Here is an 8504-nt window from a genome sequence, read left to right as displayed (position 1 = left end):
ATAAGGGTATCTTTCCGCTCGTATGGTGCCCTTATGGAGGAGGATTGCCTTGCATAAGGGTATCTTTCCTCTTGAAAGGTGCCCTTATGGAGGTGGGTTGCCTCGCATAAGGGTATCTTTCGACTTGAATGATACCCTTATAGAGGGGGGGTGCCTTTCATAAGGGTATCTTTCCCCTTGAATGGTGCCCTTATGGAGGTGAAATACCTTGCATAAGGGTATCTTTCCGCTCGAATGGTGCCCTTATGGAGGTGAAATGCCTTGCATAAGGGTATCTTTCCTCTCGAATGGTGCCCTTATGGAGGAGGATTGCCTTGCATAAGGGTATCTTTCTGCTTGAATGGTGCCCTTATGGAGGTGAAATGCCTTGCATAAGGGTATCTTTCCGCTCGAATGGTGCCCTTATGGAGGAGGATTGCCTTGCATAAGGGTATCTTTTCACCTGAATGATGCCCTTATAGTGGTGTATTGCCTTGCATAAGGGTATCTTTCCGCTCGAATGGTGCCCTTATAGTGGTGTATTGCCTTGCATAAGGGTATCTTTCCTCTTGAATGATGCCCTTATGAAGGTGAAATGACTTGTATAAGGGTGTATTTTCACCTGAATGGTGCCCTTATAGAGGTGGATTGCCTTGCATAAGGGTATCTTTCCCCTTGAATGGTCCCCTTATAGTGGAAAAATGCTTTGCATAAGGGTATCTTTCCCCTTGAATGGTACCCTATGGAGGTGAAATGAATTTCATCAGAGCACCTTAAGACTCGATTGAGACCTCAAACAGCAAAAAAAGCACCAGGAAACATCCTGGTACTCTCTGTTTTAATTAAGGAAGCTGTCGTCAATCAACGTTTTAAAGTCTGGTTTGTCTTTCAAAAACTTCAACGCGTAAGATGAGTCTGAGAAATCCTGGATGGCCTTTGCATCGACTTCATGGGTAAAACCAATTCGTTCCCATGCGAGCTCGACGACATCTTCTTCAAGTTCCTGGCCTGTCGTTTCTTTGATGTCTTTAATCGTGATTTCCTGAGCTTCTGCTGGATTTTCGTTGATGAATTTCACTGCCTCTTTGTGAGCATCGATAATTTTTTGTACGGTTTCTGGTTTTTCTTTGATCATCTTGCCGGAAGTAACCATAACGGATGCAGGAAGTGTTTCCCCGAATGATACTTCATCCCAGCCGATGACGACTTCTGCACCTGTTTCTTTTTCAATGACGGCGGCCCACGGTTCAGGGGCTACTGCGATATCTACCTTGCCGGACTTCAGCATGGCTGCGTACTGTGCAGGCTGGCCGGTAAGATGCTTCATTGTTCCGCCGATACGCTGTGAAGTGATGCCTTCTGCTTCAAGATATGTTTCATACTGGACATCATGTGTGCAGCCTACTCCCGGGGTAATGAATGTCTTGCCGGCGAAGTCTTCAACTGAGTTGATTTCGACTCCTTTTCTCGCTAATACCACTGTGCCGCCTGTGGATGCGCCGGCAATGATTTTAACATCTGCTCCTGTTGAGTAGTTATTCATCGCCGGTCCAGGTCCTACAAGACCCGCATCGATTTCTCCTGTTTTCAATGCAGTCATGAATGAACCTCCTTCAGCAAATGTCTTATACTCGATTGTCGTGCCATCGCCAAGCTGCTGCTCAAAATAGCCTTTGTCTTTCGCCACCATGGCAGGTACGTGATTGATGTTCGGGAAATAACCAATGACGATTTTCTCCTTTTCACCAGATGCTGTGGATGATCCACCTGCACCGCAGCCTGCGAGCAGCAGCGCGAATGTCATTAGAACTGCAAGAAATAATGAAGCTTTTTTCATATGATTCCCTCCTGTTTTTATGATTCGAGTCCCCAGCGATTCAAGACTGATTTTTCGATACGCTGGAAAATAAGCTGGTCAACAACGGTCCCAATAATGCCAATGATGATCATAACGCCTATGACCAGGCCCATATTGCCGAAGTCAGAGGCATAGCGCAGAGTATATCCAAGACCCGGACCCGTGCTTAGAAGCTCCCCAGCCATCAGGGCCCTCCAGGCAAATGCCCATGCCAGCCTTGAACCGGTGACAACATAAGGGATGGCTGCCGGAAAAATCACTCTCTTATACAAATTCCAGCCATTCACACCCATTGTCCTGGCTGCCTTTATGAATAATGGCGAAACATTTTTAATGCCCACTCGAATATTAAGCGTCATGACAAATGTTCCTCCAAGAACGACTACAAAAATGACGGCCTTCTCGTTCATGCCGAACCACATGATCGCGAGCGGAAGCCATACAATACTCGGTACACTCTGAAAAGCAAGGACGATTGTTCCAAGCGTCTCATCCGCCGTTTTGGATTTTGCGAGCAGGACTCCGAGCGCTGTCCCGATTCCCAGTGAAAGCCCAAGGCCGATTCCAAGACGCTTGAAGCTGGCAATCAAATCATAGATCAAGGTTTTATCCTGGAATCCTGTGACCAGTGCCTCAAGGACCTTCTCCGGAGATGGAAGGATGATTGGCATCCACCATTCCAGCTCGCTTCCTGCATACCAGAATGCAATTATTGCTGCGAAAAATATGATTCTCTTAATGTGCGGATTCATCTGCAAGCTCCTCCCTGATGACTTTGTCGATCTCCTTCTTCAGGAAGCCCATAATATATTCTTCCAATTCGACCATGTCTTTTTTATGCTCATCACGGGGCCTTGGAATGTCCACTTTAATATCCTTCAAGATCACACCAGGCTTTGTTCCCATCACGATGATCCGGTCTGATAGCTTAATGGATTCAGAGATGCTGTGGGTTACGAACAAGATTGTTTTTTGTGTTTCTGCCCAGATCGTCTCCAGCTGTCCATGCAGGCGTGAGCGGGTTTGTTCATCAAGCGCCCCAAACGGTTCATCCATCAAGAGGATTTCCGGATTCATCGCCAGCGCCCTGGCAATTGCCACCCGCTGCTGCATCCCACCCGAAAGCTCATGAGGATAGTGGGTAAGATACTTGCTCAGCTGCACCTTTTGCAGCTGCTTCTTTGCCTCGGCTTCAGCCTGCTTCTTCGGCATTTCCTGCTTAAGCGGGAACAGGACATTCTCCAGGACATTCAGCCATGGAAAAAGCGCTGCCTGCTGGAACACCATCCCACGGTCCTTCCCCGGTTTTTCAATCCTTTTTCCTAAAACCGTAACCTCTCCGCCAGTTGCCGGAGTCAGTCCTGCCACAATCGAAAGCAGTGTGGATTTCCCACAACCCGAGGGACCAAGGATTGATACAAACTCACCTTTATTCACTCCTAGATTAATATCTTTTAAAATATCAACCTGGTGATTATTTTTGTCTGCGTATTGTTTGTGTACATTGCTGATTTCTATAAACAAGCTAATCACCCTATTCTCATAATACTTATTAGTTTAGTCGGAATTAATAAAGTTAATTATAATCTATTCATTCATCTTGTCAACATTTCATTTATTTTTCCGTTCAGCCTGCCCGTTTTTGTTTTCGATCTTTCAAGGGCAAAAAAAATAGACCTGCATGCCAGCAGATCTAGAAAAAATAAGAATATAGAGTCAGAATGGATATTGAACCAATGACGACCACAATGACATTCGCCCCCATAAAGGCAACGATAAACGCGGCGGCAGCACCAATCAGGCCGTACCAGATGTCTTCCTGGATGAACAGGATTGCCGGGAAAATCAGCGCTCCCAGTGTGGCATAAGGGACATTCTTCAGGACGCCCTGCAAAAATGGCGGCAGTTCTTTTCCCCGGAACATCACGAACGGCAGCATCCTTGGTATATAGGTCACGACAGCCATGCCTATGATCATAATGATGATTTCTCTACTCATCTGCTTCTGTCCCCCTGCCTTTCTTGAATGTTTCTACAGCTTCTACAAGAACTGCTGACAATAAAGTTGCAAGGACAATAGACCATCCTGTTGACATCAGTTCAGCCATCGTGAAAATCGAGTTGAAGGCAGCTGCGAGTGCTGCCAGGTATATAACTTTCCCATTGGTTTTCATCGATGGAACCAATAAGCCGACAAACATAGCATATAATGCTACTGACATGCTTTCCTGAAGGGTTTGCGGCAATCCGGCCCCGACAAGATAACCCAGCCCTGAAAACACGACCCAGCTGGAGTAGGCAGTGAGATTCAAGCCGAACATATACCCGGCATTGACCGTTCCCTCGCGCGTGGCTGCGACCGAGAACGTCTCATCAGTAATCCCGAAGGAATACCCCATCCTCGCGCCAACCGTATCCTCTTCCGCCTTCTCATTCAAGGATGCCGACATGAGGAAATGGCGGATATTCACGATAAAAGTAGTGAGAATCACTTCAAAAATACCGATTCCCTGCGCCAGGAGGCTTAAGGAAATGTATTGTGCGGCACCCGCAAATACCAGCATGCTCATCATGACCGTCTCGCCGAGCGCGAGTCCCGTTGTCTTGGCGATCAAGCCAAAGGTAAGCGCAATCGGCATGTAGCCTATCGCAATGCTGATGCCTGATTGAATCCCTTTTTTAAAATCTGTTGCCTGCTTTACAGCCAATGTACTTTCCACGACCTTCCCGCCTTTCTATTACTATGTAAGAAATGAAATCCTTTAATCAATTAAAATATATTATACATATTTCCAGCACCATGGAAAAGTATTTCTTTTATCGAAATACTTATTTTTGACTGGCAGGGTACTAGTAAAAAGCAGGTTGGCGCGCGCTCTTGTCATGTGGTCGATATATTGAAAAATCCGCTGATATATTGCGAGATGTAGTCGATATATTCAAAAATCCGCTGATATATTGCGAGATGTGGTCGATATAATAGAAAATTCGCTGATATATTGCAAAATTTAATTATTAGCAGTCTTGGAGCCTAAAAAAAACACGGCCGTGGCCGTGTTGAGTTACTTTCCTTTAAAATGCGGTTTCCTTTTTTCACTGAAAGCTTCCAGTGCTTCCAGTCTGTCTTCTGTTGGGATCGTGACTTCGTATGCTTTGCGCTCTATCTGCAGTCCTGTCTGCAGGTCTCCGTTCATTCCCTGCTTGACTGCGTACTTTGCCTGCTGCAGTGCCACAGGCCCGTTTGCCATCATCATTTCGGCAAATTTCATGCATTCTTCAAGCAAGCTTTCTTTTTTGACCACCGCAGTGACGAGACCGTATTCCAGTGCCTCCTCTGCTTTTAGCCTCCGCGCAGTCAAGATCAGCTCGAGTGCTTTTGCCTGGCCGATCAGCCTTGGCAGCCGCTGTGTTCCTCCAGCACCAGGAATGATTGCCAGGCTCGTTTCTGTCAACCCCATTTGCGTCCCAGCGGAGGCAACGCGGAAATCACATGCAAGCGCAAGCTCCATTCCACCTCCAAAGGCAAATTCATTGATCGCTGCGATCGTTGGCTGCGGAAGCTGATCTACCATCGTAAAGACCTCGCCAATTTTATAGATATTGCGCTTCACTTCCTCATCGGACAGTGTGCGGCGTTCCTTCAAATCAGCTCCGACGCTGAATGCTTTCTCACCTGCTCCGGTAAAAATCACTACCCTGGCATCACGGTTTATCCTGATTTCTTCAATCACACGCTGTAATTCGTCGAGTGTGTCATAATTAAAAGCATTTAATGCTTCCGGTCGATTCAGCGTCACAATTGCTGCATGTCCTTCCAACTTGAAATCAATATTACCCATTCTATCAGCTCCTTCTTCATTGACATTCTAGCTGAAAAATAAAAATTCCTGCCAAATGCTGAAAAAGAGACAGGCACAGGCGCCTGCCTCTCTTTCTTAAAGATTACTTTCCTTGCAGAACCTGATTTTTCAATGCTCTTCTTAAAATTTTACCGGTAGTATTTTTTGGCAGTTCCTCAAGGAACTCGATTGCGCTTGGCACTTTGTATTTTGCCAGGTGCTCGCGGCAGTACTCAAGCAGCTGCTCTTCTGTCAGTTCAGGATTTTTGCTGACAACATAGCATCTTACTGCTTCGCCGAGATTTGGATCAGGAACTCCAAGAACTGCTACTTCGACAATATCAGAGTGGTTATATAAAACTTCTTCTACTTCACGTGGATATACATTATATCCTCCCACAATGATCATATCTTTCTTGCGGTCAACAATGTAAAAATACCCTTCTTCGTCCATGCGGGCGAGGTCTCCTGTATACAACCATCCATCCCTGATCGTAGCGCTTGTTTCTTCCGGCATTTTATAATAGCCTGCCATTACGTTCGGGCCGCGGACAATCAATTCGCCAACTTCCCCTGGAGCCACTTCATCTCCCATTTCGTTGACGATCTTGTTTTCAACATTTACGATTGAGGTTCCAATTGAACCAGGCTTGCGCGGGCGATCAAGTGGATTGAAGCACGTAACCGGTGACGCCTCAGACAAACCATATCCTTCTGAAACCATGACATTGAATTTTCGCTCGAAATTCTGAAGCAGTGCAACCGGAAGTGAAGCACCTCCTGAAATACACAGTCTTAGGGACTTAAGGTCATCCGGATTTCCTTCTGGATACTGGAAAAGGAAATTATACATGGTCGGCACGCCTGCAAATACAGAGGCCTCGTATTCCCTGGCAATCCGGAACACTTCTGCCGGGCTGAACCTAGGGACAATCAACAATGTGCCTCCATTCATCAATGGGGCATTAAGGGCAACGGTCAAGCAGAAGACATGGAACATCGGCAGGGCAGTGATCACCCTGTCATCTTCGCTCATCTTCAGGTAATCGCTTACATCTTTGGCGTTGCTGTAAAGGTTTTTGTGTGTAAGCATAGCACCCTTAGGCTTTCCAGTCGTTCCTGATGTATAGAGAATGATTGCCATATCATCATCATTCAACTCAGGACCTTTAAAAGCAAGATCACCAGAACCAACAACATGTGTAAACGGTTTCAATTTTGAACCTAATGAAAGCTTGGACATTTCTTCTTCAGACAACTGATTTTGGCCAGTCTCAGCAATGACAAAGTATTCGACCTTTGGCAGGTGCTGATGCATTTTTTCGGCGAGTGGCAGCATCATGTCTAGACCGACGACAACTTTCACATCACCATTGTTCAGGATATAGCCGATTTCATCTGCGGTGTAAATTGGATTGATGGGAATGACTGTTGCACCGAGTCTTAATGCTCCGTACAAACTGATGACAAAATGTGGAGAGTTTCCTAGCAGCAAGGCAATATGATCGCCTTTTTTTACCCCTAATTTTTCAAGGCCAGATGCAAACTTCGTAACAGCCGCATCAAGTTCAGCATAGGTACTTGCTTTGTCCATGAAAAAATATGCCGGCTTATCGCCCAGCATTGAGGCAGTGTGATGAAGCTGTGATGAAAGATTCATATAACTCCCTTCCCCCTTTGCGGTGAACTCAATCACCAAACTTAATAAAAAGTTTTCTAAATATATTATATTGAAAGAAAATTATGTATTCAAGGAAAATATGTCGAAATTTTAACAATTTATGTTTATTAAACAGAAAACGCGGTACAACAACACCGCGTTCAAAAAGTTAATATATTAAGTTAATAAAGTCTTCTTTAGAAATATTTCCGAAATAATGTTTGATGTCCACATCTTCCAGCGCACTGACAATCTGGGACTTCTCGTATTTTATGCCTGTCAGCTTGTTCTCGATCACAGTGACATCGCCTACACCAAAGAAATCCCCATAGATTTTGCAATGATCAATGATTCCCTTATTGACCTCAAAACGGACATCAATCTGGCCGACCGGGAAGCGATGGGAATGCTGCAGGTTGAATTTAGGCGATTTTCCGTAATTCCAATCCCAATTCTGATATCTTTCTTTTGAAAGTTCACGGATATTTTCCCAGTCCTTTTCTGTTAAAACATACTCCGGAATTTCATCCAGCCCTTCAAAGATATTTTTTAATAGAAGAGAGCGGAATTCCTCTACTGTCACTTTATTTGAAAGGAACTCGGAAATATTCGCGACTCGGCTGCGGATTGATTTGATTCCTTTAGATTCTATTTTGTCCTTTTTCACGTTAAGCGCCGAAACGACACTTTCGATTTCTGAATCAAACAAAAGTGTGCCATGGCTGAACATCCGGCCTCTTGTTGAAAATTGCGCATTCCCGGAAATCTTCCTGCCTTCTGCCAACAGGTCATTCCTGCCGCTTAATTCCGCGTTTACGCCCAATTTCCTTAGTGCGTGCACCACTGGCTCAGTAAACTTCCTGAAATTATGGAAGCTGTCCCCGTCATCCTTCGTGATAAAGCTGAAATTCAAATTGCCAAGGTCGTGGTAAACGGCTCCGCCTCCGGATAAACGGCGGACGACATGAATCCCATTCTTTTCTACATATTCAGTGTTGATTTCTTCAATTGTGTTCTGGTTCTTGCCAATGATGATGGATGGTTCGTTTATATAGAAAAGCAGGTAGGTTTCATTGATATCCAGATTCTTTAAGGCATACTCTTCAATTGCCAGGTTGATTCTCGGATCTGTGATTCCTTTATTATCAATAAATAACATGGTTGATTC

The 8504-nt window shown here is 45.1% G+C and carries 8 protein-coding genes; all 8 read right to left on the bottom strand.

Annotated features, from left to right (window positions below; all coding sequences use genetic code 11):
* Positions 1–817 precede the first annotated feature (817 nt).
* Positions 818–1816: an aliphatic sulfonate ABC transporter substrate-binding protein gene (locus J7E38_RS03795; RefSeq protein WP_214704984.1), complete on the bottom strand. Its 999-nt coding sequence runs from the start codon at positions 1814–1816 to the stop codon at positions 818–820.
* A gap of 17 nt (positions 1817–1833) precedes the next feature.
* Positions 1834–2589, bottom strand: a complete 756-nt coding sequence (locus tag J7E38_RS03790; RefSeq protein WP_214704985.1) for an ABC transporter permease — start codon at positions 2587–2589, stop codon at positions 1834–1836.
* Positions 2573–3361: an ABC transporter ATP-binding protein gene (locus J7E38_RS03785; RefSeq protein WP_214704986.1), complete on the bottom strand. Its 789-nt coding sequence runs from the start codon at positions 3359–3361 to the stop codon at positions 2573–2575. Before J7E38_RS03785 ends, J7E38_RS03790 begins: the two co-directional genes overlap by 17 nt.
* Positions 3362–3530: 169 nt before the next feature.
* A complete protein-coding gene (locus J7E38_RS03780; RefSeq protein ID WP_214704987.1) occupies positions 3531–3836 on the bottom strand; it encodes an AzlD domain-containing protein in 306 nt (101 codons plus the stop codon).
* A complete protein-coding gene (locus tag J7E38_RS03775) occupies positions 3829–4557 on the bottom strand; it encodes an AzlC family ABC transporter permease (RefSeq protein WP_214704988.1) in 729 nt (242 codons plus the stop codon). Before J7E38_RS03775 ends, J7E38_RS03780 begins: the two co-directional genes overlap by 8 nt.
* A gap of 342 nt (positions 4558–4899) precedes the next feature.
* Positions 4900–5676: an enoyl-CoA hydratase-related protein gene (locus J7E38_RS03770; RefSeq protein ID WP_214704989.1), complete on the bottom strand. Its 777-nt coding sequence runs from the start codon at positions 5674–5676 to the stop codon at positions 4900–4902.
* Between the two features lie 103 nt (positions 5677–5779).
* Positions 5780–7336: a fatty acid--CoA ligase family protein gene (locus J7E38_RS03765; RefSeq protein WP_214704990.1), complete on the bottom strand. Its 1557-nt coding sequence runs from the start codon at positions 7334–7336 to the stop codon at positions 5780–5782.
* A gap of 169 nt (positions 7337–7505) precedes the next feature.
* Positions 7506–8495: a lipoate--protein ligase gene (gene lplA, locus J7E38_RS03760; RefSeq protein WP_214704991.1), complete on the bottom strand. Its 990-nt coding sequence runs from the start codon at positions 8493–8495 to the stop codon at positions 7506–7508.
* Positions 8496–8504 lie beyond the last annotated feature (9 nt).

Source organism: Bacillus sp. ISL-35 (genome assembly GCF_018613355.1).
Lineage (GTDB): Bacteria > Bacillota > Bacilli > Bacillales > Cytobacillaceae > Mesobacillus.
Note: the sequence above shows the minus strand (reverse complement) of the source record. Positions and strands in the feature narration are given on the sequence as shown.